At 40.5% G+C, this 25646-nt stretch carries 23 protein-coding genes; 3 read left to right on the top strand and 20 right to left on the bottom strand.

Translation table 11 applies throughout. The features are described from left to right. Positions 1 to 50 precede the first annotated feature (50 nt). The 5 genes from ffh to B7720_RS07470 form a co-directional block, all read right to left on the bottom strand. Positions 51 to 1622: a signal recognition particle protein gene (gene ffh / locus B7720_RS07490; protein ID WP_000863609.1), complete on the bottom strand. Its 1572-nt coding sequence runs from the start codon at positions 1620 to 1622 to the stop codon at positions 51 to 53. A gap of 19 nt (positions 1623 to 1641) precedes the next feature. Next, positions 1642 to 1857 (bottom strand): hypothetical protein, encoded by a 216-nt coding sequence (locus B7720_RS09890; protein WP_042902340.1) that lies wholly within the window; start codon positions 1855 to 1857, stop codon positions 1642 to 1644. Between the two features lie 2 nt (positions 1858 to 1859). Next, on the bottom strand, positions 1860 to 2192 hold the full coding sequence (locus B7720_RS07480; RefSeq protein ID WP_061427218.1) for a putative DNA-binding protein: 333 nt from the start codon (positions 2190 to 2192) through the stop codon (positions 1860 to 1862). Between the two features lie 139 nt (positions 2193 to 2331). After that, a complete protein-coding gene (gene tuf / locus B7720_RS07475; protein ID WP_001040720.1) occupies positions 2332 to 3528 on the bottom strand; it encodes an elongation factor Tu in 1197 nt (398 codons plus the stop codon). A 235-nt stretch (positions 3529 to 3763) separates the two neighbouring features. Then, a complete protein-coding gene (locus tag B7720_RS07470; protein WP_000489830.1) occupies positions 3764 to 4873 on the bottom strand; it encodes an AI-2E family transporter in 1110 nt (369 codons plus the stop codon). Positions 4874 to 4977: 104 nt separating this feature from the next. Here B7720_RS07470 and pbp3 point away from each other — a divergent pair, with 104 nt between their 5' ends. Next, positions 4978 to 6219, top strand: coding sequence for a D-alanyl-D-alanine carboxypeptidase PBP3 (gene pbp3 / locus B7720_RS07465; protein WP_084857341.1), 1242 nt, complete (start codon positions 4978 to 4980; stop codon positions 6217 to 6219). Between the two features lie 30 nt (positions 6220 to 6249). Here the strand turns inward: pbp3 and sdbB are convergent, their stop codons facing one another. The 9 genes from sdbB to B7720_RS07420 all read right to left on the bottom strand — a co-directional run bounded on the left by sdbB (position 6250) and on the right by B7720_RS07420 (position 17535). After that, positions 6250 to 6795: a thiol-disulfide oxidoreductase-associated lipoprotein SdbB gene (gene sdbB / locus B7720_RS07460; RefSeq protein WP_084857339.1), complete on the bottom strand. Its 546-nt coding sequence runs from the start codon at positions 6793 to 6795 to the stop codon at positions 6250 to 6252. An 11-nt stretch (positions 6796 to 6806) separates the two neighbouring features. After that, entirely contained in the window at positions 6807 to 7514 is a 708-nt protein-coding gene (ccdA2, locus tag B7720_RS07455; protein ID WP_002875594.1) for a thiol-disulfide oxidoreductase-associated membrane protein CcdA2, read from the bottom strand. Between the two features lie 125 nt (positions 7515 to 7639). Further along, positions 7640 to 8500, bottom strand: coding sequence for a methionyl aminopeptidase (locus B7720_RS07450; protein ID WP_000631558.1), 861 nt, complete (start codon positions 8498 to 8500; stop codon positions 7640 to 7642). 15 nt (positions 8501 to 8515) lie between these two features. Beyond that, positions 8516 to 9793: a CBS-HotDog domain-containing transcription factor SpxR gene (spxR, locus tag B7720_RS07445; protein WP_000033809.1), complete on the bottom strand. Its 1278-nt coding sequence runs from the start codon at positions 9791 to 9793 to the stop codon at positions 8516 to 8518. Then, complete coding sequence (locus tag B7720_RS07440; protein ID WP_070568740.1) at positions 9786 to 10337, bottom strand: GNAT family N-acetyltransferase; 552 nt, start codon at positions 10335 to 10337, stop codon at positions 9786 to 9788. Before B7720_RS07440 ends, spxR begins: the two co-directional genes overlap by 8 nt. Before the next feature lie 15 nt (positions 10338 to 10352). After that, positions 10353 to 11612: a UDP-N-acetylglucosamine 1-carboxyvinyltransferase gene (locus tag B7720_RS07435; protein WP_001227106.1), complete on the bottom strand. Its 1260-nt coding sequence runs from the start codon at positions 11610 to 11612 to the stop codon at positions 10353 to 10355. 160 nt (positions 11613 to 11772) lie between these two features. Beyond that, positions 11773 to 13278, bottom strand: coding sequence for a pyruvate kinase (pyk, locus tag B7720_RS07430; RefSeq protein ID WP_001042829.1), 1506 nt, complete (start codon positions 13276 to 13278; stop codon positions 11773 to 11775). Positions 13279 to 13344: 66 nt separating this feature from the next. Beyond that, complete coding sequence (pfkA, locus tag B7720_RS07425; RefSeq protein WP_000820882.1) at positions 13345 to 14352, bottom strand: 6-phosphofructokinase; 1008 nt, start codon at positions 14350 to 14352, stop codon at positions 13345 to 13347. Between the two features lie 81 nt (positions 14353 to 14433). Then, positions 14434 to 17535 carry a DNA polymerase III subunit alpha gene (locus B7720_RS07420; RefSeq protein ID WP_084857337.1) on the bottom strand — a complete coding sequence of 1034 codons (3102 nt, stop codon included), beginning with the start codon at positions 17533 to 17535 and terminating at the stop codon, positions 14434 to 14436. Between the two features lie 414 nt (positions 17536 to 17949). On the opposite strand from B7720_RS07420, the gene B7720_RS07415 reads away from it, so the two are divergent. Both B7720_RS07415 and B7720_RS07410 read left to right on the top strand, forming a co-directional pair. After that, a complete protein-coding gene (locus B7720_RS07415; RefSeq protein ID WP_084857335.1) occupies positions 17950 to 20232 on the top strand; it encodes a Xaa-Pro dipeptidyl-peptidase in 2283 nt (760 codons plus the stop codon). 520 nt (positions 20233 to 20752) lie between these two features. Beyond that, entirely contained in the window at positions 20753 to 21223 is a 471-nt protein-coding gene (locus B7720_RS07410; RefSeq protein WP_049477502.1) for an arginine repressor, read from the top strand. Positions 21224 to 21258: 35 nt separating this feature from the next. Here the strand turns inward: B7720_RS07410 and B7720_RS09730 are convergent, their stop codons facing one another. The 6 genes from B7720_RS09730 to B7720_RS07380 all read right to left on the bottom strand — a co-directional run bounded on the left by B7720_RS09730 (position 21259) and on the right by B7720_RS07380 (position 25565). Beyond that, positions 21259 to 21423, bottom strand: coding sequence for a hypothetical protein (locus B7720_RS09730; protein ID WP_000502578.1), 165 nt, complete (start codon positions 21421 to 21423; stop codon positions 21259 to 21261). 9 nt (positions 21424 to 21432) lie between these two features. After that, positions 21433 to 22743, bottom strand: a complete 1311-nt coding sequence (obgE, locus tag B7720_RS07400) for a GTPase ObgE (protein WP_084857333.1) — start codon at positions 22741 to 22743, stop codon at positions 21433 to 21435. A 71-nt stretch (positions 22744 to 22814) separates the two neighbouring features. Next, positions 22815 to 22949, bottom strand: coding sequence for a DUF4044 domain-containing protein (locus B7720_RS07395; RefSeq protein ID WP_000863851.1), 135 nt, complete (start codon positions 22947 to 22949; stop codon positions 22815 to 22817). Between the two features lie 29 nt (positions 22950 to 22978). Continuing rightward, positions 22979 to 23167 carry a PspC domain-containing protein gene (locus tag B7720_RS07390; protein WP_000735789.1) on the bottom strand — a complete coding sequence of 63 codons (189 nt, stop codon included), beginning with the start codon at positions 23165 to 23167 and terminating at the stop codon, positions 22979 to 22981. A gap of 20 nt (positions 23168 to 23187) precedes the next feature. Further along, positions 23188 to 24513, bottom strand: coding sequence for a glycosyltransferase family 4 protein (locus B7720_RS07385; protein WP_084857330.1), 1326 nt, complete (start codon positions 24511 to 24513; stop codon positions 23188 to 23190). Positions 24514 to 24521: 8 nt separating this feature from the next. Next, entirely contained in the window at positions 24522 to 25565 is a 1044-nt protein-coding gene (locus B7720_RS07380) for a glycosyltransferase family 4 protein (protein ID WP_025171818.1), read from the bottom strand. Positions 25566 to 25646: the final 81 nt, after the last annotated feature.

Here is a 25646-nt window from a genome sequence, read left to right as displayed (position 1 = left end):
GAATTGGATTCAGAGTTCTTTTTTAGGTAAGCACTTCTGCTTTCCTTTTTTTATTTGCGTTTTTTCTTCGCTTTTTTCATTTTGTTGGCCATGCGTTTCATAGACTGTTTCATAGCAAATTCACCGATTTTACCTTTGAGTCCGCCACCAAACATCTGGCTCATATCTGGCATTCCTGCTCCTCCGAGACCTGACATATCCGGCATTCCACCTTGTCCCATCATGCCTTCAAGGGCAGACATATCCATCCCTCCCATATTTGGCATATTTTTTGGAAGGTTATTTGGATTGATTCCCATTTGCTTCATCATTTTGTTCATATCCCCAGACATGACACCTTGCATGAGCTGTTTGGCTTGATTAAAGTCCTTGATAAATTTATTGACTTCGACAAAGGTATTTCCAGAACCAGCAGCTATACGACGGCGACGACTTGGATTTAACAAATCGGGATTTTCACGCTCCTCAGGTGTCATGGAAGATACAATGGCGCGTTTTCGCGCAATTTGACGCTCGTCCACCTTCATGTTTTGAAGTGCTGGATTGTTGGCCATACCTGGAATCATCTTGAGCAAGTCTTCCATTGGTCCCATATTTTGCACCTGATCCAATTGATCAATGAAATCATTGAAATCAAAGGTGTTTTCGCGCATCTTCTCAGCCATTTCAAGAGCTTTTTGCTCATCGTATTCTTGAGAGGCTTTCTCGATCAAGGTCAGCATATCCCCCATACCAAGGATACGGCTTGACATACGATCTGGGTGGAAGGTTTCGATATCTGTTATCTTTTCACCCGTACCAGTGAACTTGATAGGTTTTCCAGTGATGTGGCGAACAGACAAGGCCGCACCACCACGAGTATCCCCATCAATCTTGGTAAGGATAACCCCAGTCACTTCCAACTGAGCATTGAATTCACGGGCAACATTAGCTGCTTCCTGACCGATCATGGCATCAATGACGAGTAAGATTTCATTTGGCTGAGCCAGTGCTTTAACATCTCGAAGCTCATTCATCAAAAGCTCATCAATCTGCAAACGCCCTGCCGTATCAATCAAGACATAGTCATTGTGATTGGCCTGTGCTTGTTCCAAACCTTGGCGAACAATCTCAACAGCTGGTACTTCTGTTCCAAGTGCAAAGACAGGAACATCAATTTGTTGTCCAAGTGTTTTCAACTGATCAATAGCTGCTGGACGATAAATATCTGCCGCAATCATCAAAGGACGAGCATTTTCTTCCTTCTTGAGTTTATTAGCCAATTTACCAGCAAATGTTGTTTTACCAGCCCCTTGCAAACCGACCATCATGATAATCGTAGGAATTTTAGGTGACTTGATAATCTCTGCCGTATCAGAACCTAAAACAGCTGTCAGTTCCTCATCCACGATTTTGATAATCTGTTGGGCAGGATTGAGGGTATCAATGACCTCGTGTCCGACTGCACGTTCACGAACCTTCTTGATAAAGTCCTTTACAACAGGCAAAGCAACGTCGGCTTCAAGCAAGGCCAAACGAATCTCTTTGGTTGCTTCCTGGACATCAGCCTCAGATATTTTTCCTTTTTTACGTAGATTTTTAAAGACGTTCTGTAAACGTTCTGTTAAACTTTCAAATGCCATTTTTTTCTCCTATGTTTCATTAATTCGGTGGAAAACGTCCAAAATCTTGTAAACAAACAAGTTCTTCTGGAGTGACTTCTTTCATTATCTCATTTGGATATCCCCAACAGCTAAATCCCTCTTGAAGAGCTCGAGAGATAGAATCAGACGAGAGGATTTGTAGCCTTGTTGGAAAAGGAGTCTCAGCCGCTAATAGTTTACAGGGTATACCTTTGTAGATGACTATACTCCCCATACTTATTCTCTATTATCAATACTTGTTAAAATTTCTATCTGCTCCAGCAGAAAGTCATCCTTGGGATAACGCTCCAAGATCTGGTCAAAAATCTGACTGCGGACAATGTAGTCCGAATACATGTGCAGTTTCATCTCATAATCTTCTAGAATCTTTTCCGTCCGCTTGATATTATCATAGACAGCCTGACGACTGACACCGAACTCTTCAGCAATCTCAGCAAGACTATAATCATCAGCATAATAGAGTTCAATATAGTTCATCTGCTTGTCTGTCAAAAGCGCCGCATAAAATTCAAAAAGGGCGTTCATACGATTGGTTTTTTCGATTTCCATAACTTTTATTATACCAAAAAAACGATTATACTGCTAGAGTAGAAGCACTTCAAATAGAATAAGAAAAAAAAGAACCTTGCAAGGCAAGATTCTTTTAGTGTCTGACTTAAATAATTGTTCTTCTGGGAACTTAATCGAATTAAGCTTCGATTTCTGTAACCATACCTGAACCAACAGTACGTCCACCCTCACGGATAGAGAATGTAGTACCTTGTTCTACGGCGATTGGGTGGATCAACTCAACGTCGATAGTCACGTTATCACCAGGCATTACCATTTCAGTACCTGCTGGAAGTTCGATTGAACCTGTAACGTCAGTAGTACGGAAGTAGAATTGTGGACGGTAGTTGTTGAAGAATGGAGTGTGACGTCCACCTTCTTCTTTAGTAAGGATGTAGACTTCACCTTTAAATTTAGTGTGTGGGTTGATTGAACCTGGTTTAGCGATAACTTGTCCACGTTCGATTTCGTCACGTTGAACACCACGAAGAAGGACACCTACGTTATCTCCGGCAAGACCTTCGTCAAGTTGTTTACGGAACATTTCAACACCAGTAACAACTGCTTTTTGAGTTTCTTCTTTGATACCAACGATTTCGATTTCGTCGTTGACACGAACAGTACCACGGTCGATACGTCCTGAAGCAACTGTACCACGTCCAGTGATTGAGAATACGTCTTCGACTGGAAGAAGCAATGGTTTTTCAGTGTCACGTTCTGGTTCTGGGATGTACTCATCAACAGTGTTCATCAATTCCATGATGATGTCTTCGTATTTAGAGTCACCTTCAAGCGCTTTAAGAGCTGAACCTTGGATAACTGGAAGATCGTCACCTGGGAAGTCGTATTCTGACAAGAGGTCACGGATTTCCATTTCAACCAATTCAAGCAATTCTTCGTCGTCTACCAAGTCAATTTTGTTCATGAAGACGATAAGGTGTTTAACACCAACCTGACGTGAAAGAAGGATGTGCTCACGAGTTTGTGGCATTGGTCCGTCAGTTGAAGCTACTACAAGGATAGCTCCGTCCATTTGAGCGGCACCAGTGATCATGTTTTTAACGTAGTCCGCGTGTCCTGGAGCGTCGATGTGAGCGTAGTGACGTTTTTCAGTTTCGTACTCAACGTGCGCAGTGTTGATAGTGATACCGCGTTCGCGTTCTTCTGGAGCAGCATCGATAGACGCATAGTCTTTAGGTTGGTTAACTGCTGAAGGCAAGCGACGTGCCAATACAGTTGTGATAGCTGCAGTCAAAGTAGTTTTACCGTGGTCAACGTGTCCGATAGTACCAATGTTAACGTGTGGTTTACTACGATCGTATTTTTCTTTTGCCATTTGAGTAAAAGCCTCCAATAAAATATATTTTATAGATAGACAGTAGGCAATACAGTCTAACTTTCCTTACTATTTTATCAAATTTCTGCTAAATTGCAAGTGTTTTACACATATTTTGTGAATTAATCTAAATCTTATCAAATCCTGTTCTTCTGCTTCTTTATGGCAATATGAATTCAAACTTATTTTGTTTGGAAGATAGTATTTTCAACAAAAAAATCAGGTTTCCCTGATTTTAATTTGATTCTGTTTTTTCCAGTTCCTTAGCTTCTTTATGGTTTTCATATAATTTCGCTAGGAACTTAGTAATTTCTTTAAAAATGGAGTAAGTAGGTACTGCTACGACCATCCCTATGACACCGTAGATATTACTTGACAGTAAAAGGAGCACTAAAATCGTAATCGGATGCACTTTCATAACCCCTCCAACAATACGTGGATAGAGAACATTTCCGTCAATCTGCTGAATAATAAGCATATAAGCAACCGCAATCAACATACGATGAGGATCCGTGAACACATTGGCAATCACCATTGGAATTAAACCAATACTTGGACCAACATAAGGAATTAAATTTGCGATTCCAGAAAAAATAGCAAAAACTAGGGCGTACTTTAATCCGATAACGCTATAGCCAATATAGGCTAAACATCCAATAATAACCGCATCAATCGCAATTCCACTGATATAGCGCGCTATGGTTGTATTGAGATTGGTTAAAAGGCTAGAAAGATTCAATTTGTCATGTTTTAAGACGGTACGTTCCAACATTGGTAGCAACTTATGACCATCCAACAAGAAATAAATCAAGAATACAGGGGTCATAATGAGAATCAGAACTGTACTAAACAAGGCTGAAAGAACGCTTCCTAAACTATTGCTGACGCTATTCAGGATATTCTGGAGGATATCCACATAGGAGAGATTCAGTTGTTGAATTGTTTGTTGAATATCAATATTTTGGAAGACTGGATTCATGGACAAATCAATGATCAAATCTTGTAGTCTACTATAGATGTTTTGACTAGAAATAATCAAGCTGGTCAACTGATTAATCAAAATCGGCAAGAGATAAACGACCCCTACAACGATAGCACCAATTAAGGCACAAAGAGTGACCAAGACACCAATTAGACGATTGATTTTACATCTCTTTTCTAAGAAAGTAACGACTGGATTTGTAATGTAGTAAAAAAATCCACCAAGCAAAAATGGAATCATGATGGTATTCACAACCGTTACGAAGGGAGTAATGATGGCTCCCATTTCTCGCCAAAGATAGAAAATCAGTGTTAATAATAAAATTTCAGCTGTCCAAAAAAATAATTTGTTTCTACGGAACATAGGTATCCTCCTTCTCTCTATTTTACCATATTTCTGAAAAAGATAAGTTGGCTTTAGTAAAAAAGCGAGAATATTTTTTTTCTTTATGATAAAATAAAGCTAATATGAAAAAAATAATTTTATCTTTTATGACACTTTTAGTTTTTGGAACAGCTTCTACTGTTTCTGCTCAGGAGTTTGATGTTGCTGCTAAACATGCCATTGCCGTCGAAGCTACAACTGGAAAAATCCTCTATGAAAAAGATGCAAATCAGCCTGTAGAAATTGCTTCTATTACCAAACTGGTTACAGTTTATCTGGTCTATGAAGCTCTGGAACAAGGAACTATCAGCCTATCTACACCTGTTGATATTTCGGACTATCCTTACAAACTTACAACTAATTCTGAGGCGAGTAACGTCCCTATGGAAGCCCGAAATTATACTGTTGAACAGCTATTAGAGGCTACAATGGTATCCAGCGCGAACAGCGCTGCGATTGCACTAGCAGAAAAGATTGCTGGTTCTGAGAAAGACTTTGTAGACAAAATGAGGGCTAAACTTCTTGAATGGGGAATTCAAGATGCAACTATTGTAAACACAACTGGTTTAAATAATGAGACACTTGGCGATAATATCTATCCTGGTTCTAAAAAAGACGATGAAAACAAGTTGAGTGCCTACGACGTTGCAATCGTCGCTCGTAACCTCATCCGAGATTATCCTCAAGTTTTGGAAATCACCAAAAAACCAACTTCTACATTTGCAGGACTTGAAATCCACTCAACCAACTATATGTTGGAGGGAATGCCTGCCTATCGTGGTGGTATTGATGGACTAAAGACAGGTACTACTGATAAAGCTGGTGCTTCATTCGTTGGAACAACTGTTGAGAAAGGGATGCGTATTATTACGGTTGTTTTGAATGCAGATCAACAAGATACCAACCCTTATGCACGTTTTACTGCTACTTCTGCACTTTTAGATTATATTTCTGCAAACTTTGCCTTAAAAACTGTTGTTCAGAAAGGTGAAGCATACAACGATAGTAAAGTAACAGTTCTTGATGGTAAGGAAGATAATGTGACAGCTGTCGCTAAGTCAGACATTTCCATCGTCCAACGCATCGGAAGCGGTACTACACCTACTCTCCAATTCACACCGAAATCAACATCAGAAATGGCTCCACTGGAAGAAGGCAAGGTTGTCGGTACTCTGACCTATGATGACCAGGATTTGGTTGGACAGGGCTATCTTACTTCCGACAAACCATCTTTTGAAATGGTTTCTGAAAAGAAAGTAGAAAAAGCCTTCTTTTTGAAGGTTTGGTGGAATCAATTTATCCGCTTTATCAATGAAAAACTATAAAAAAAATCGCGAACAATCGCGATTTTTTCTTTATTTCATCTCTTTAAAAGCCGCTTCTGCATCAGCATTGCTAATAGCACCAAATTGGATTTTTCCGATTTTACCCTGACTGTCAATCAAGTATTCCGTTGGAATACTACGAATTTGGTAGGCTTGGAAGGTAGTTGCTTGCGTATCATATAGAACTGGAATATCCTTGTATCCTTGTTCTTGATACCATTTTGGAAAGTCTTGAACTGTTTTTTCACCTTGTAGACCAGGTGCAATGACACTCAAGATTTCAAAGTCTCGATCTTGTTTGACAGCTAGTTCCATCAACTCAGGCATGCTTTTTTTACATGGTCCACACCAAGAAGCCCAGAATTTCAAATAAACCTTTTTCCCTTTATAGTCTGATAACTTCACTTCTTTGCCATCCATAGACTGCAAGGTGAAGTCTGGAGCATCCTTACCGACTGCGATTTGTTGTACAGCAGGCTGTTTGGGACTGCTTGTCTGTTTGGTCTCTTTTTCACCACAGGCAATCAATAAGAATAGAGACATGAGGCTCAATCCAGCAAAAATAACTTTTTTCATTTTTTCTCCTTTTATCCAAGAATTCCTGACAAGGCATTTAACTGCCCTAGCATTAATAATAATCCCATCAAAATAATCAAAGCTCCCCCGATTTTCTTTAGTAGGATCATATGGGGTTTTAATTTACTAAAATAGGGCATAATCCAGCCCGAAGCCAAGGCCAAAACAATGAAAGGAAGGGCCATTCCCAATGTGTATACTAATGTTAACACGGCACCTTGCCAAGCACCATTGCCACCTGAAGCTGCTAGGGCCAAGACTGAACTTAAGACTGGTCCGATACAAGGGGTCCAACCAAAACTAAAGGTTATCCCAAGTAAAAAGGCTGACAGATAGTGATTAGACTTGGATTGTTTGAAGGTGACTGTCTTTTGAACCTCCAGTTTATTGAAATGTAAGATTTCCATCTGGTGAAGCCCTAAAAGAATAATGACTATTCCCATAGCATAACGAAACCAGTCTGCATAGAGCATGTGCCCTAGGAATCCAGCTCCAAATCCTAAAATAAAGAAAATGAGGGAGATTCCTGCAATAAAGCACAAGGTTCGAATTAAACCAGACCATGCAACGTCTCTTCCAAAAAAGCGAAAGCTTTTCGAATTTCCCTGATCATCCAGTAAAATACCAGCATAGACAGGTAGCAAAGGAAAGATGCAGGGTGAAAAGAAGGACAGGATACCAGCTAAAAAAACGGATACTAGAAATATAATCGACTCCAACGAATTACCTACTTTCTCAAAATTCTAATCCTATTTTACTACAAAAGAATAAATTTGTAAGAAGTCTGCTACGCTTATTTATTTTGACTAAATTTGACACAAAAAAGGAGCTAAGCTCCTTTATTTTAATACGTTCCTTCTTCGCCTTGGCTAGTCAAGATAACTGGACCGTCTTTGGTAATCACGAACTGGTGTTCATATTGGCAAGACAGGCCGCCATCTATAGTCTTATGAGCCCAGCCAGTCTTCATATCTGTATCAATTTCCCAGTCACCAGTATTAATCATGGGTTCAATGGTTAGTACCATTCCTTCACGGAGACGGAGTCCACGGCCTGCAATACCGTAGTTAGGAACCATTGGCTCTTCATGCATTGTTGGACCAACACCATGACCAACCAAATCACGAACGACACCATAACCGCGACTTTCAGCGTATTCTTGAATGGCTGCACCGATATCACCGATACGATTGCCAACAACTGCTTGCTCAATTCCTTTATACATAGCTTCCTTGGTCACGTCCATCAGGTTTTTCACTTCTTCAGACGGTGTACCAACCGCATAAGCCCAACATGAGTCTGCTAAACCACCAGTATAACTTTGGGTGTATTTTTTCATTTGCTCAACATTGTTGAAGTTGAGTTTAGATACATTAAGGTCGGATTTGGCAATCGGACCTCCCAGTACCATATCAACCTTGAGCAAATCGCCATCTTTCAAGATGTAATGACGTGGAAAAGCGTGAGCTACTTCGTCGTTGAGAGAGCAACAAGTGGCATAGGGGTAATCCATGACTGCACCATCTACTCCAATCTGTAGAGGAAGGAAATTTTCCTCTTTACAACGACGACGAACGTACTCTTCAACTTCCCACATATCCACGCCTGGCTTAATCAAATCACGTAAGCCGATATGGATACTTGCTAGGAAATCACCAGCCTTGTCCATGGCTTCGATTTCACGTGCTGATTTTAAAGTTATCATTTTTTCTCCTAGATTCTAATTAATTTTAACCGTAACATTTGCTTTTGAAACAATCTGATGACCATGATAAATATCATAATCAATAATAGCTGAGCGTCTCGTGTGGTGAATAATCCGAGCCTGAATCCGCAGAGTATCATCTATCTGTACAGCCTGCAAGAAATAAATCAACATCTGTTCAATGATGAGATTACGTCCGCTATTGACAACGAGGTCTTGGGTCATATGGTTGAGGATTTCAGCCAAGACTCCATTAGCAAGGACCCCATTTTTCTCCAACATGAAAGGCTCAACAGTAATGACGACCTCATCATGATGATAAGAGAGTTTTTGCCCGATTTGCTCGGAGAAAGTCGGCAAAGCTGAAACTTGGGAACGACTCATCTTTTCCATGACATCTCGTCGTGTTACGACACCGAGTAAGGTTTGGTTACTTCTGACAACGGGAACCATCTCAAAGTCTTCTGCAATCATCCGTTGACTGACATTGGCAATATTGGTCGCTAAACCTGTTACGAAGATACTTCGTGTCATCACCTTGTCAATCGTTGTACTGGGAGACTTGTCTCCTGCGTCACGCATGGTAACAACTCCAACAACCACTTGGTGTTGGTTAATGACTGGGAAACGACTACTTCTGTTCTTACGGACCAAGTCTAGATAATCTTTGACCGTATCCGTTTCTCTCAAAAAACCATACTCATGACTGGGACGATAGAGCTTTTCGACTGTCAGAATATCGGTTTTGATTTGAACATTTGAGAGGGCTTTGTTAATCATGGTCGCTACTGTAAAAGTGTCATGTTTACTTCTTAGAACTGGAATCCCTTTTTTATTAGCCAACTCAAGAACATCGTCCTGCACATGAAAACCACCTGTTACAAGGACTGCATTTTCATTTTCCAAGGCTAAAAGTTGAATGCGAGTGCGGTCTCCTACGATCAAAAGACCACCATCATGGAGATAGGACAGGATATTTTGCTCTGTCATAGCTCCAATGGAGAATTTGCTAAACTCTCTCTCCAACCCTTCCTGACCAGCTAGAACTTCAGATGAGGTGACCTCAGCGATTTCAGCATAGGTAAGCCGCTCAATAGCCACTTTTTGGGACTTGACTCGTATGGTTCCACTACGTGGCCGAGTTTCAACAATTCCACGATTTTCAGCTTCTTTGATAGCTCGGTAGGCTGTTCCGTCACTAACACCTAGGTGATTTGAAATACTACGAACACTAACTCTCTTCCCAATTGGTAACTCTTCCAGATAAGACAAAATTTCCTGGTGTTTACTCATTGAACTCTCCTTTTACGTAACGAAATTCAAGATAGTCCCTCATTTTTCGTGTATAGCGATCGCTCCCCTTAAACTGTCGTACGAGGCTAAAGCCCGATTTTAAGGCTACTTTTTGGCTAGCTTGATTCTCCAGATGAGTGATGATGGATAATTGTTTTAAACCAAATTCTTCAAAAGAAAGGTGACAGAGTTTGCTAACAGCCTCTGTCATAAAACCTTGCGACCAAGCATCTTTTTTTAAGAAATAACCAATTTCTGCTTCTTTTTTGATTTCATCGATTTTTTCAAATTTAATGGAGCCAATCATTTCCTGATTTCCTTGGAGACAAATTGCCCAAACACCTAGAGGAGCCTTCATAAAATAGTTAGCAAGTGCGTACTGACTTTCTTCCAAACTTGCTTGACTGGGAAAAATAAACTGCAAATTCTCAGGGTTTGAAGCAATCTCGAAAAACGCTTGACTGTCACTAAAAAAGAAAGGACGCAAATACAAGCGCTCCGTTTCAAAAAAAGAAAACATTGCTAATTTGGTCCAAATATTCATAATCACCTCAACGGCTTAGTCTTCAACGAGTGTAATATCCGCTCCAAGACTACGCAATTTTTCAATAATATCTGAGTAGCCACGAAGGATAAACTCAATATTCGTAATTTCAGTCTGGCCCTGAGCCATCAAACCAGCGATGACAAGTGCAGCACCAGCTCGCAAGTCTGTAGCTTTTACACTTGCCCCGTGTAACTTACGACCACCGTTGTAAATAATGTGATCGTTTGTAGTCGTAATATCCGCATCCATTTTTGCTAACTCAAAGACATGATTAACACGTTTCTCATAAATCGTATCAATAATAGTTCCACGACCTTGGGCAGTTAGTAAAAGTGGCGTGATAGGCTGTTGCAAATCGGTTGCGAACCCTGGATAGGGAGCTGTTTTGATATTGATGGCCTTCAAATCAGACTGTTCTTCAACGAAGATACTGTCTTCTGAGACCGTCATACGAACGCCCATTTCCTCTAGTTTGGCGATAAAGCCTTCTAAATGTTCATAGAGAACGTTGTTAATGCGAATTCCTTTTCCTACCGCCGCAGCAAGTGAAATATAGGTTCCAGCTTCGATACGGTCTGGAATAACCTGATGACGCGTTCCATGAAGTTTCTCGACACCATCAATAATGATAATATCAGTTCCTGCACCACGAATATGGGCCCCCATGTTGTTCAAAAGGGTAGCAACATCGATAATTTCCGGTTCACGAGCCGCATTTTCAATGACAGTACGCCCCTTAGCTTTAACCGCAGCAATCATCGTGTTAATCGTTGCTCCAACGCTGACGGTATCCATGTAAATACTTGCGCCATGAAGCCCCTTACCTTGGGCAGATAAATTCATATTATCTCCCTCATAGCTGACCTTAGCACCCATGGCTTCAAAGGCTTTTAAGTGAAGGTCAATCGGACGAGGTCCCAGATCACATCCACCAGGAAGTCCAACTGTAGCTTCACCAAAGCGACCTAAAAGACTTCCGTAGAAATAATAAGAAGCACGCAAGCTATTAATCTTGCCATAAGGCATAGGAATGTTTTGAACACCTCTTGGATCAATCTCCAAGACATCATCATAACGCTTAACAGTCGCCCCCATAATCTCCATAATTTCGACAAGACTAGCAACGTCTGAAATATCTGGAACACAATCTAAAGTGACAATATCATCTGATAAGATAATAGCTGGAATAAGCGCTACAACACTATTTTTAGCACCACTAATGGTGATCTCACCTTGCAATGGACGTCCACCATTGATGACAATTTTTCTCATGTTTTACTCTTTCAAAATTTACTAAAAAGGTCTTTTCGTTCTATTATACCATAATTTTCAGTTTTTTCCCATTCCTATTTACTAAATACCATCTCATTTTGATAAAAAAAGACCTATCACTCAAGCTTTTCAGCCTGAAATGATAGGTTTTTGTGTTAGATTAGCGTACAGTGCGGATGCGCATTGTGTTTGTACGAACAGCTTCGCCAAGTGGTACACCTGCAACGATAACAATATCATCACCAGATTCTACCAAACCTTGCTCAACTGCAATTCTTTCAGCGAGATCAAACATATCATCAGTGTTTGATGGGCGATCAGTGGTTACTGGAATAACTCCCCAGTTAAGCATCAAACCACGCTCAGTCAATTCATCGAAAGTGATTGCCAAGATATCAGCATCTGGACGGTATTTAGAAATCAAACGAGCAGTGTGACCTGTCTTAGTAAGAGTAACCACCAACTTGATATTCATAGAATTTGTCGCATCCTTAACAGCTGAAGCCATAACCTCAGTCTTAGAATTACGTGACAAGTTAACAGATGACAAGCGACCGTATTCTTTTAAAAGAGTTTGAGCATTCTTGTCAATTGTTGCCATTGTACGAACAGACTCAAGTGGATATTTACCATTTGCAGACTCACCTGAAAGCATTGTAGCGTCGGTTCCGTCGATAACAGCGTTAAACACATCTGATACTTCTGAACGCGTTGCACGTGGTTTTTCAGTCATAGTTTCAAGCATGTTTGTTGCTGTGATAGCGACTTTACCAGCTGCATTTACTTTTGTAATAATCATTTTTTGGTAAACTGGAACCATTTCGAATGGTACTTCAATACCCATGTCACCACGGGCGATCATGATACCGTCAGCAGCTTCAATGATTTCATCCAAGTTGTCGATACCTTGTTGGTTTTCGATTTTCGCAAACAATTGAACGTGACCATTACCAGTTTCTTCACAGATTGCACGAACTTCGTTAACGTCTTTCGCAGTACGTACAAATGAAATCGCGATGAAGTTGATACCTTGTTCCAAACCGAAACGGATATCATCGTTATCACGTTCAGCAAGAGCTGGGAAAGGAATTTTAGTGTTAGGGATGTTTACACCTTTTTGTTTAGCGATAATTCCGTCGTTTTCAACTTCAACTTCAAACTCACGAGTTGCATCGTCTTTTGCAACAACGCGAAGACCCAATTTACCATCGTCAACCAATACTTGACGACCAACTTCAACATCATCGTAGATATCAAGAGCACCAGCAACGTTCAAAGCAATCACTTCACGAGTTGATTTGATTCCTTGTTTAGTTGCAACACGGATTTTTTCACCAGTTTTGTAAGAGTACTCTTTTGCGTCACCTTCAAACAATTCTGTACGGATTTCAGGTCCTTTAGTATCAAGAAGGAAACCAACTTTTTTACCTGCAAGTTTTTCGGCAAGTTTAACAGTTGCCATACGCTCACCTTGTTCTTGGTGGTCACCGTGTGAGAAGTTGAAACGGAAAGTGTTTGCTCCTGCTTCAATCAATTTAGCAATATTTTGAGCTGAAGCTTCAACATCAAGTTTTTCACCCCAGTATCCGTCTTCACCGAATTTTTTACCACCACGGATTTCAACCGCAGGACCTAAAGTTGCAACGATTTTTACACGTTTGTTCATGATTTTTGTGACTCCTTTATATAATTCGACCTTTTATGGTCATGTTACCAAATTAATGAAAGTTGATTAGGACAAGCTCTTGTTCAAAGCAGAAAGTTCAAGATCAGCTTTATGAGGGTTGTTAACAATAATCTTACCTTCTGCAGTTAAGCTAAACAAAGCTCCTTCTTCTGCTGTACCAAGAATTGGATTTTCAACCATTTTTTCGTTACGGATACCAACAGCGACACCACCGATTCCTTGTTTAAGGAGTTTAACAGCGTGTGCCCCCATGCGTGATGCCAATACACGGTCACGCGCAGTTGGTGATCCACCACGTTGGATGTGACCAAGTTCTGTTACACGAAGGTCACTAGTGTCTCCTGCTTCTTTTAGTTTTTGACCAAATTCAGCTGCTGACATAACACCTTCTGCCAAAACGATAATGTTGTGTTTTTTACCGTGCTCATAACCAGCTTTGATACTAGCTACGATATCTTCCATCTTGAAGCCTTCTTCAGGGATGATAATTTCATCAGCACCAGTTGCGATACCAGCCCAAAGAGCGATATCACCAGCGTTACGTCCCATTACTTCAACAACGAAAGTACGACGGTGACTTGATGATGTATCACGAATCTTATCAATCGCATCCATTGCAGTCGTAACTGCAGTATCAAATCCGATTGTAAAGTCAGTACCTACGATATCGTTATCGATTGTACCTGGAAGTCCAATAGCAGGGAATCCATGCTCAGTCAAGCGCATAGCTCCATGATAAGAACCATCACCACCGATAACTACGACTCCTTCGATACCGTGTTTTTTCAATTGCTCAATCCCTTTAAGTTGGCCTTCAAGTTGTGCAAACTCAGGATAACGAGCAGAATGAAGGAAAGTACCACCACGAGAAATGATGTCTCCTACTGAAGCAGCATCAAGCGGATAAATTTCACCGGCAACCATACCTGCGTATCCATCATAGATACCAAAAACTTCCATTCCTTCTGAGATTGCTTGGCGAACTACTGCACGGATGGCAGCATTCATACCAGGGGCGTCTCCACCACTGGTCAAAACAGCAATACGTTTCATTTGGTTTATGCTCCTTTTTCTTTTAACATTCCTACTGATTATACCACATTTAAATCGAAAATTCTTCTATTTTCCGTATTTTTAGCGATAAATCGTTTTCATAGCAATTCCCTCTAATTTTTCCTCTAGAGCAGAATCTTTTCTTACAAAATGTTGTGTAGAAACAACCGTTTTTCCTTCCTCTTCATACCTGATAATGACAGGGATTGGGCCTTTGTATTGTTCTAGGATATTTGAAATCTCTTTATCATTTTCATGATTTTTAACTTGAATCCAGAATCGTTCCGCCACTGCTTCTTTCAAATCTTGTGCAATCATTTGCAGACGACCATCTCGAGATTGAACTTTGCCATTGATGTAGTAAAATTTCCCTTCGGATAAATTGGAAGCAAATTTTCTATATTGGTCTGAAAATACAGTTACATCCATCCGAGACTTACTATCATGAACCTGTAGAAAAGCCATACTCTCGCCTTTCTTGGTTCGAATCACTTTAATCTTTTGCACTTCAACTAGGAGAGTGGCTTGAGCTCCCTCGGTTAGATTAGTGATTGGAGTGGTCGGATATAGGGCTTGTTTGGCAAGAGTTTGGAGAGGATGGGGACTGATACCTACCCCAATCAGTTCCTGCTCTTTGTAAAATTTCTCTGCCTCAGTAAAATCATCAGCTTCAGTCCAACTATAATTTGTATCCGCAAAGAGTCCACCTAACTCCTCAACAAAGACAAATAAGTTTGGTAGGTTCACTAAGATTTTCTGACGGTTCTTGTCAAATTCATCAAAAAGCCCCAGTTCAACCAAAGGCGTCAAAAGCGACAATTTCTTGTAATTCTTGGGAAGACGTGTGACAAAATCTTCAATGCTTGAGAAAGGACGATTTTCAATAATCCAGTAAGACAAATCTCTTGGCATTCCCTTAATGGCTTTTAGACCAAGATAGATTTTCTTCTTAGCAATTTTATCATGATAGGGAATGCTGTTGATTGCTAAGGGAGCTACTTCAAAGCCCATCTGCAATGCATCTACAATGTAATCACTGCTAGAATAGTTCAACATAACTTGAAAGAAAATAGCAGGATAGTGTGTCTTGAAATAAGCTAGTTGGAATGCCAGTGCTGAGTAGGCATAAGCGTGGGATCGGTTAAATCCATAGCCTGCAAACTTTTCCATCACTGCAAAAACTTGGTTGGCCTTTTCTTCTGTATGCCCCAATTTCATAGCTCCTGTGATAAAATCTTCCTTCATCAGATGCATCTCTTTGGCATTTTTCTTACCCATGGCACGTCTGAGAATGTCGGCTTTACCAAGACTGAATCCTCCAAAGCGTTGAGCTACCTGCATAACCTGCTCTTGATAGAGCATAATACCGTAGGTTGATGAAAGGATGTCTTCTAAGGCAGGGTCTAACACCGTCACCTTTTCTTTACCATGCTTACGAGCGACAAAATTATCAATATAATCACTTGCCCCCGGTCTATTGAGGGATGTCGTTGCTACTACCTCTTCAAAGACTTGCGGCTGAACTCGTTTCAAGAGCCGAATGGCGCCAGGTTGTTCAAATTGGAAAATCCCCTTGGTATTTCCAGCAGCAAAGAGGGCCAGAGTTTCTTTGTCTTCCAGGTCAATCTCTTCGATTTTTAGATGAACGCCCTCTGATTCCGCAAGTAATTCTTTCATTTTTTGTACGAAAGTCAGGTTACGTAAGCCGAGGAAATCCATTTTTAGAAGTCCATTGGCTTCAACACCATGAGCATCATACTGAGTGATGAGCATATCCTCACCATATTTTAGAGGAATGTAGTCCGTCAAGTCTTGGTCACTCATAACGACCCCAGCTGCATGGATAGAGGTCTGACGAGGATACCCCTCAATCTTTCGAGCAATCTCAAAAGCTTTTTGATATTCAATCTTACTATTGATGACCTGCCTAAACTGTAAATTCTTTTCATAGGCTGTCGTTAGCGTATCTCGAAAACTGATTTTTTTCGTAATATTGGTTAATTCGTACTCAGGGACACCATAACGTTTGAAAACATCACGAATTGCCTGTTTTGCTCCAAAAGTCGAATAGGTAACAATCTGTGCCACATGTTGACTACCATACCGATCACGAACATAGCGAATGAACTCCGGCCTATAAAGGTCAGGAATGTCGATATCAATATCGGGCATGGTATAGCGCTCACGATTTAAAAAGCGCTCGAAAATCAAGTTCTTCTCAACCGGGTCAATTCCTGTAATATCCAGTGAGTAAGCCACCAGACTACCAACTGCAGAACCACGTCCCATTCCCATATAGTAGCCTTGGAAACGTCCAAAACGGAGCAAATCCCAAACTACAAGGAAATAGTCGTCAAAGCCCATATCATGAATCACAGCCAATTCCTCATTCAGTCGCTCATGATAAATAGCTGAGGTTAGCCCCTTGTCACTCAAGCCTTGCTCAGCCCTCTCTCTAAGTTCTTCGACCGCTGGTCTTTCAGGATTAAAGCGAGGGAGTTTTAAACTTGGGTCGATTTGATAGCTTACATTCTCTATCAGACCTTGGAGATTGGCAAGCGCCTGAGAGAAGCGATTCATAAAACATGCTTCCAAGTCTGAGGCAGGTAAAAAAATCCCCTGTTGTGAATGCACATCCACTTCTCTCAGACTGACATTGTCCTTGACTGCTGATAAGATTTGTAAAACTTGAATATCTTCTTTTTCAAAAGAGTTGACCTGATAGAGTGGAAGAATTGGTCTAGTAAAGACTTCTTGAGGAGTATCTAGACTGACACCGATAAAATAATCGTGCCCCAAATCCAACTGTTCGACCCCATTAAAATAGGGAACAATAATAGCAACATCTTCGAGGTGGGAGGTGAAGTCAGACCAATTTTTCCGTCCAGTCATTTTTAAAGTGGATAACTTCATCAACTCTTGATAACCTTTAGTGGATAGGGCTAGAAAACGTAGAGAGAGATTCTCCTCATCTTTGACCAAGGTCATTTCTAAACCAATTAAAGGTTGAATGCCATGCTTACGAGTTGCTTCTAGAAAATGATAGGCTCCATAGAGATTATCCACATCCATGATAGCAAGGTGAGAATAGCCGTATTCTTTAGCCATTTGTACATATTTTTCAATCGAAACCACACTTTCCATAAAACTATAAACAGTCTTGGTGTCGAGCTGTGCAATCATTTCTTCTCCTCCTTGCTTTCGTTTTACTACTATTATACCATTTTAAGCTGGATATTGAAGTAACTCTGCACTTTCTTTTCAATATCATCAGTTACAAACTTCTTCTCTTCTTACTGTTAAGTTCTTCATTTCTCAGAGGAAATAAATAAAAAATTAATATTATATAATAGTTTTTAATGTAAATTTAGATATATTTATACCAAACGAAGAATAATAAAGATAGGAGTTATATGCAGTTTTACATATAAAAATCTCTAGAAAAAGACTTACTTCTATGATATTTATTCAGCATTTTATAATAACTTACCAAATAGATATGCTGGTTTAAGAAATTTATTTCATTTAAGTTTATTTATTCCATTTTTCCCTCTTTTTTGATATAATAAATTCAGTCTGTTTTCAAAGGAGAGAAACATGCGTTTTAATCAATTCAGCTACCAACCAACCACTAGTTCTCAACGATTTGAGGAATTAGAAGGTCTTGGTCTAAAGCTGTCACCCCAACTGTCCTTAAAAAGACAGTTTGAAGACTTCATTCGTTGGAGTTTTTTCACTTATTCTGACACGGATTATGCCTTGTCGACTTTGGCTGCGGATAAAGAAACAGATTTAGTAACTTTTTTCCAGTCAGACCGTGAGTTAACTGCGGAGATTTTCTACACAGTAGTTTTTCAACTTTTAGGATTTAGCTATCTTGTTGACTTTGAGGATGCCGAACAGTTTCGTAAAGAAACTGCTTTTCCTATTGTTTATGGAGATCTCATTGAAAATCTTTATCAATTGCTCAATACGCGAACGAAAAAAGGAAATACGCTTATCGATCAGCTTGTTAGTGATGGACTCATTTCAGAAGACAATCACTACCACTACTTTAACGGTAAGAGCTTAGCAACCTTCTCTACTCATGATGTCATTCGTGAAGTCGTGTATGTCGAGAGTCGTGTGGATACTGATAAAGACGGACTCCCTGACTTAGTCAAGGTCAGCATTATTCGCCCGCGTTATGATGGACAGATTCCTTCAGTCATGACTGCCAGCCCTTATCACCAAGGGACCAACGATAAAGCCAGTGACAAAGCTCTCTACAAAATGGAAGGAGAGCTTGAGGTCAAACCGCCCCACATCATTGAACTTGAGGAACCTAAGCTGAATTTAGTCGAACCTCATGGTCAAGCAGAAGTCGTCTTAGAAGCTGAAGAAAAGCTATCTCATATCAATAGCTCATACACACTCAATGACTACTTCCTCCCACGTGGATTTGCCAATCTCTATGTATCGGGTGTTGGAACCAAAGATTCTCAAGGACTCATGACTAATGGTAACTACCAGCAGATTGAGGCCTATAAAAATGTCATTGATTGGCTCAATGGTCGTTGTCGTGCTTTCACGGACCACACGCGCAAGCGCCAAATCAAGGCTGACTGGTCAAACGGCAAAGTCGCAACAACAGGTATTTCCTATCTAGGTACCATGTCCAATGGTCTCGCCACCACTGGTGTTGATGGCTTAGAAGTCATCATCGCTGAAGCAGGTATTTCCTCTTGGTACAACTACTATCGGGAAAATGGTCTAGTGACCAGCCCAGGGGGCTATCCAGGTGAGGATTTTGACTCACTTGCTGAATTGACCTACTCTCGCAACCTCCAAGCCGGTGACTATATTCGTGGCAATGAAGCTCATCAAGCAGACTTAGAAAAGGTTAAAGAGAAACTCGATCGCAAGACTGGTGACTACAATCAGTTTTGGCATGACCGCAACTATCTGATCAATGCTCACAAGGTTCAAGCCGAGGTCGTCTTTACGCATGGTTCCCAGGATTGGAACGTCAAACCTCTTCATGTTTACCAGATGTTTCATGCCCTTCCTAGCCATATCAATAAGCACCTCTTTTTCCATCATGGTGCCCATGTTTATATGAATAACTGGCAGTCGATCGACTTCCGCGAGTCCATGAATGCCTTGTTAAGTAAGAAATTGTTAGGACTTGACTCAGACTATCAACTTCCGACTGTCATCTGGCAGGACAATACCGAACCGCAAAGATGGCAAGGTCTTGATAACTTTGGCAAACAGGATGAACTGCATACCCTCTCTCTCGGTAATGAGGAAAAAGTGATTCAAAACCAGTATGATCAAAAAGATTTTGATCGTTATGGCAAGACTTACCAGATATTTAACACTGAACTTTACCAAGGAAAAGCCAATCAGATCACCATTGACCTTCCAGTAAGTCAAGACATTCACTTAAATGGGCGAGTGGAGCTAAAACTTCGTGTCAAATCGAGTACGAACAAGGGCTTATTATCAGCCCAACTGTTAGAACTTGGACAAAAGAAATATCTGCAGCCTTATCCAGCTGTTTTAAGTGCTAGAACCATTGACAACGGTCGTTACCACATGTTAGAAAATCTCTGTGAACTGCCATTCAACCCAAGTGCCCAACGTGTCATCACCAAAGGCTACCTTAATCTTCAAAATCGAACCAATCTCTTGACGATTGAAGAAATCCAACCAAATGAATGGATGGACTTCAAGCTAGAGCTTCAACCAACTATCTACAAACTTAAAGAAGGAGATACTCTCCGTTTGGTTCTCTATACAACAGACTTTGAGATTACAATTCGAGATAATACAGACTATCAGTTGACTGTTGATTTAGCACAGTCTAGTCTTATCCTACCTTGTCAAAAGGTATAATCTACCAGACTTTCAATATGGAAGTATTCAAAGGAAAAGTCAATGAAATAGACCATTGAACTTCCTATAACCAAAGTTTTCTACTTGAACAGTCGAATCAAACATAAACTTTGTATCAAATTCAGTTCATCTAAAAGCATTTTAGAAGCCCCTAGACGGAACTTGGACAAAAGATACTCCCTCTAACCAACATGTGTAACCATTTATCATACACGCTACCAGACCACATGTTGGAAATCTCTGTGAATTACATTTAGAGTAAATTCACAAAACGCCGTGACAAAAAGCTACCCAAATTGAATGATTCACTGTCATTAAAGAACATCAATGTAGATGAACGAATCGCTACCCAGTTTATCTGCACCCAACTAGTGAAAAGTTAAAAGAAGGAGAATCTCTCCATCTAGTTCTTTATCCTACTGACTTTAAAATCATCATACGTGACAATACCGCCTACCACCCGACTGACGTTTTCGTTCAGTCCACGCTTACTGTACCTTTTAAAAGGAGTACTTACTTTATGAACAAATCCGAACACAGACACCAACTTATCCGCGCCCTCGTTTCAAAAAACAAAATCCATACGCAAGCTGAATTACAAGCCTTATTAGCGGAAAATGATATCCAAGTGACTCAGGCTACTCTATCACGCGATATCAAAACCATGAACCTTTCAAAAGTGCGCGAAGAGGATAATTCTTACTATGTGCTAAATACAGGGTCTATCTCCAAATGGGAAAAACGTCTTGAAAACTATATGGAAGATGCTCTTGTTATGTTGCGTCCGGTGCAACACCAAGTTATTTTGAAAACTTTACCCGGTTTAGCCCAGTCATTTGGATCTGTAATTGATTCCTTGGCCTTTCCAGATGTCGTTGCAACTCTTTGTGGAGACGATGTCTGCATGATTATCTGTGAAGATGCTACAAAAGCGCAGGCTTGTTTTGAGAGTCTTAAAAAATATGCGCCACCATTTTTCTTTAGTGAATAAAACAAATCCCGTGATCAAAAGATCACGGGAACTTTTTATTTCTTTGACTGTGTTTCTTCTTTCTTTGTACGCGCCAATCGAAGAGCACGTTTAGGATTGAGACGATTAAACAATTCTTCTAGTTTCTTTTCATTCCACACATCTGCTGCAGAAACAAAATTTCCATCTGCATCTCGGAATGATATTGGTTTATCTCCCATATCAATCTCCTAGTCTACAAATTCAAACTCAAATTTACCGATGCGGACCAAATCGCCATCTTTGGCTCCACGCGCACGAAGGGCTTCGTCAACCCCCATACCACGAAGCTGACGGGCAAACTTCATGACTGATTCGTCACGGTCAAAGTTGGTCATGTTAAAGAGTTTCATAAGTTTATCACCAGAAAGTACCCATGTCGCATCATCATCACGGCTAATCTCAAAGGCCTTTTCTTCCTCGTCAAAGCCATAGTAAACTTCTTCTTCCATATCGGATTCATCATAAATCGGGAATTCTGGAGTCTTGTCTAACAATTCAGCTGTCGCGTCCAAAAGAGTCGCCAACCCTTGCTTGGTCAATCCAGAAATTGGGAAGATGGCTGGAAGTTCCTCAAACTCGTCGTAGTTTGCTGCCAACTTTTCCTTGAAAGTTTTCAGATTTTCCTGACTTTCAGGCATATCCATCTTATTAGCCACGATGATCTGCGGACGTTCCATGAGACGAAGGTTATAGGATTCCAATTCCTTATTGATAGCAAGGTAATCCTCATAAGGATCACGTCCTTCGCTAGCTGACATATCGATGACATGGAGGATAACTCGAGTACGTTCAATATGACGGAGAAACTGGGTTCCAAGACCAACCCCTTGACTGGCCCCTTCAATCAAACCTGGAAGGTCTGCTACTGCAAAAGATTCACCTGACTGCGTACGAACCATACCTAGATTAGGGACAATGGTCGTAAAGTGGTAAGCACCGATTTTAGGTTTAGCTGAAGTGATGACACTAAGCAAAGTTGACTTTCCGACAGATGGGAAACCGACCAAGCCGACATCCGCTAGAATCTTCAATTCCAGTTGCAACTCGCGTTCTTGTCCTGGTTCTCCATTCTCAGAGATTTCAGGTGCAGGATTTTTTGGCGTGGCAAAACGGATATTTCCACGACCACCTCGACCGCCATGAGCCACGATAAATTCCTGACCATGTTCAATCAAGTCTGTAATGACTTTGCCAGTTTCTGCATCACGTACAGTAGTCCCCTGTGGTACGCGAACACGAAGATCTTCTGCACCACGACCGTGCATTCCTTTGGTCATTCCTTTTTCACCGGAATCAGCCTTGAAATGACGGTTATAGCGGAAATCCATCAAGGTACGCAAACCTTCGTCTACCACGAAAACAACGTTACCTCCACGTCCACCATCACCACCCCAAGGGCCGCCATTAGGGACATATTTTTCACGGCGAAAGGCAACCATGCCATCGCCACCATTACCAGCCTTGACCTTAATCTTGGCTGTATCTAAAAACATACTCATATTTTCTTCTCACTTTAAAAAGGCTGGGGAGAACCCAGTCATTAGTTATTGTTTCTATCCTCGTAGCTTGCTTAGAATCTACTGAAAGCTCCAAGCGCAGTTGCAAAGATACCAGCAAGGGTTACAAACAACATGATGAGCACGACAACAAGTGTCACCTTTTCAAACAATGTTTTTTTACGTTTTCCGTTATCTCCAAAAGCCATAACTTCTCCTTTTTCTATATAATTCTAATTTAATAGTCTGTTGAAACTGGTGCAATCAACCATAAAATGATATAAGCAAGGACTCCTGTCCCATAACAAAATGCAAGAACAGCCCAAATGACACGAACAATTGTTGGATCAATATCAAAATAGTGGGCCACTCCTGCGCAAACGCCTCCAATTTTCTGATCTTTGCCACTTCTCATTAGTTTTTTCATTTTTTCTTCCTCTTATTCTATTATTTGAATTCGTCTCTCCAATAATCTCTGATGCTAGACAATTGTTTTCGAGACGCTCTTAAAATACGCTTGGATTCTTTTACTGGGCTTGTAACAGCCTGTTGAGGTAGATAGAGAATCGTTTTTAAGAAGCGCTGAGTGACAGGTTGTCCATCATGTAACTCATGTTCAAAGTTATTTGAGATAATAGCATCAAGGTAAAACTCATGAACTCGTTTCCCAAAATTTTCAGCCGAAATCTCGTACAACTTATCCGCTAACTTTTGTTCAGACATATCAGGAGTAGCGATCAAGGCTTCAAGGATAGCTCCTGCAAGCTCTCGTTCTCCATAGTAGAGGGTCCCAAACATTTTATCATTGATCAGATTTTCAAGATAGGGATTGCCATGAGCAATAACAGGCGTTCCACTGGCTAGACTCTCTAGATAAGTCAATCCTTGGGTTTCACTAGTGGAAGCAGAAATAAAGAAATCTGCTGCCTTATAGTACAAAGCTGTTTCACTTGGAGCAATCATACCTGTAAAAATCACATGTTTTTGTATGTTTAATTTCCCTGCTTGTTCTTTCAGACTATTCAGATAAGGTCCGTCTCCAGCAACAACCAACTTCACCTTGTCTTCTTCTTTCAAAACCTGCGCAAAGGCAGCTAAGACTGCTTGGATATTCTTCTCAAAGGAGATACGAGAAAGACTCAGCAGCATTTTCTCGCCTTCCTGAATACCTAACTTCGAACGAAGCTCTTGTAAGTTTTCCTCTTTGATCTCAGGTCGTTCAAACTTAGCCAGCTCAATTCCAGTTGGGATGACCCGCTTTTCAACCTTGACTTTGTATTTCGATAAAAGGTCACGAACAATCTCACTAGGGCAAATCACGCCATCTACATCATGAAGGAAGCCACGCACCAAATATTTTACCATACTCGGACGAATTAGCATGCCCTTAGCAATGTAATGCACATAGTCTTCATATTGGGTATGGTAGGTATGAATAACTGGAATTTTCAATTCTCTCGCAATCCAAATTCCTAACAAACCAAGAGAAAATTCTGTCTGGGTATGAATAATATCGAGTTGATACTGCTTGGCAATTTCAAGCGCCTTTGTAAAACCTCGGTAGGCAAATCGTCGATCCTTAAACGCAAAGAAAGGGACACTCGGAATGCGAATAATTTGCCAATCTTCGTATCGGTTCACGTCTTTATCAGTTGTTGTAAAGATAAAAACTGCATGCCCCTGCTTTTCAAGCTCAGTTTTCAAAGTCCGAATACTAGTCGCGACCCCGGAAACCTGAGGGAAATAGGTATCTGTAAATAAACCAATTCGCATAAATTACCTCACTTTTTGCCCAAAGCAGCCTGTTCTCGATAAAATTTTAACCAGATTTCCAACAAATGCTCCTCAGAGTACTCTTTGGAGATCTCGCGAGCTTTTTCTTTCAAGTCCTTTAAGGCTTCAGGGTCATTCTTGTATTCTAGGATTGCTTCTCTCATCTCGGAAACATCACTTGTAGCACGATAATTCCCATCAAGAATAACCTTATACAGATCCAAATCTCTTAACATAATAGGAGCCTCACAACTAGCGGCCTCTAAGATAGTCATAGGGAATAATTCATTGTAACTTGGTAGCAAGAATAGATCCGCCATAGCGTAAAGTTCCCGCATCCGTTCCGGTGACACAATTCCAGGGAAAATAAGATTTTTGGGTGGATTGTCCATAATCTTCTTATAGCGTTCATAACCATCTGTCATCCCACCAAATGAAAAACCACCTGCCCAGATAAAGGTAATTTCTGGCAATTCCTCAGCAAGACGGATAAAATCATCAATTCCTTTACGTTTCTGAACCTGACCCGCACCGATTACGACAAACTGATCTTCCGCGAGATCCATTTCCTTCCGGAGTTGAGCAACTTGTTCAGCTGGTAATGGATGCCATTTTTCTTTATTTACAAAGTTTGGAATATAAGTTACTTTTTCACGTGGAATGCCAGCAGCCACTAAATCCTCGATAAACATGGGATTGACCACCACCAAGTGTTCCATTCGGTTGTAGAAGGAAAAAACATAGCGTTTGACAATTCCTTTTAGGAAAAATGGAATCTTCAAACTCCCCTCAAGCGTATCAGGCAAAAAATGCACATAGCCAATTTTTCTCCCAGAGCGTTTCTTTTGGAAAGTGGATAAATAATAGGGGAAATCAATAGTATGAAAGTGAGTTACATCCGCTTCGACAGGAAGATTCTCCGTAACAATCAACTGGTCTTTGGCATCACGGTGAAGGAGACTAACCAATTCTCGATAAGCTCCTGACACTCCTTGACCAGCTACTTTTTCACTTGAACTTAGCATATTAATACGCAATTTTTCGTTTTCCATACCTTTCATTATACCATTTTATTTCCAGAAAATCAGCAAAAGAAAGAAGAGACCATAGGAAAAAGGATAAATTCACCCTAT

Origin of the sequence: Streptococcus oralis subsp. oralis (genome assembly GCF_002096455.1) — a bacterium.
In the GTDB taxonomy this organism is placed as follows: Bacteria; Bacillota; Bacilli; order Lactobacillales; family Streptococcaceae; genus Streptococcus; species Streptococcus oralis_CY.
The sequence above is the reverse complement of the archived record's forward strand: the minus strand, read 5'-3'. Positions and strand labels throughout refer to the sequence as shown.